Origin of the sequence: Burkholderia sp. SIMBA_051, from assembly GCF_046534915.1 — a bacterium.
GTDB classification, from domain to species: Bacteria; Pseudomonadota; Gammaproteobacteria; order Burkholderiales; family Burkholderiaceae; genus Burkholderia; species Burkholderia ambifaria.
Window position 1 is genome coordinate 1 of the sequence record NZ_JAWRXS010000223.1, and the last position, 276, is coordinate 276.

At 64.9% G+C, this 276-nt stretch carries 1 protein-coding gene; it reads left to right on the forward strand.

All coding sequences use genetic code 11. The features are described 5' to 3' along the window. Nucleotides 1-276, forward strand: a 276-nt coding sequence (locus SB771_RS34275) for a PAAR domain-containing protein (RefSeq protein ID WP_410721950.1), incomplete at both ends; no start/stop codon positions are given.

The following is a 276-nucleotide window of genomic DNA, read 5'->3' on the forward strand; positions in this document are numbered from 1 at the left end:
TGCGTTTATTCGGGAAGGCGATCGGACGTCCCACGATGGCGTCGTGCTGACATGCTCGCCCACCAACGTGATGGACGGCAAGCCGATGGCGCTCCTCGGCGACATGGTGTCCTGTCCGCGATGCGGGGGCGTTTTTCCGATCGTGACCACGAAGCCCGTGGGCATGACGTTCGATGGACGACCGCCTGCGACCGAAGGTGACAAGACCGCATGCGGCGCCACCCTCAAGGCTTCCCAGAGCAATTCGACAGCCGACATCACCGGCGGCGTCGGCCG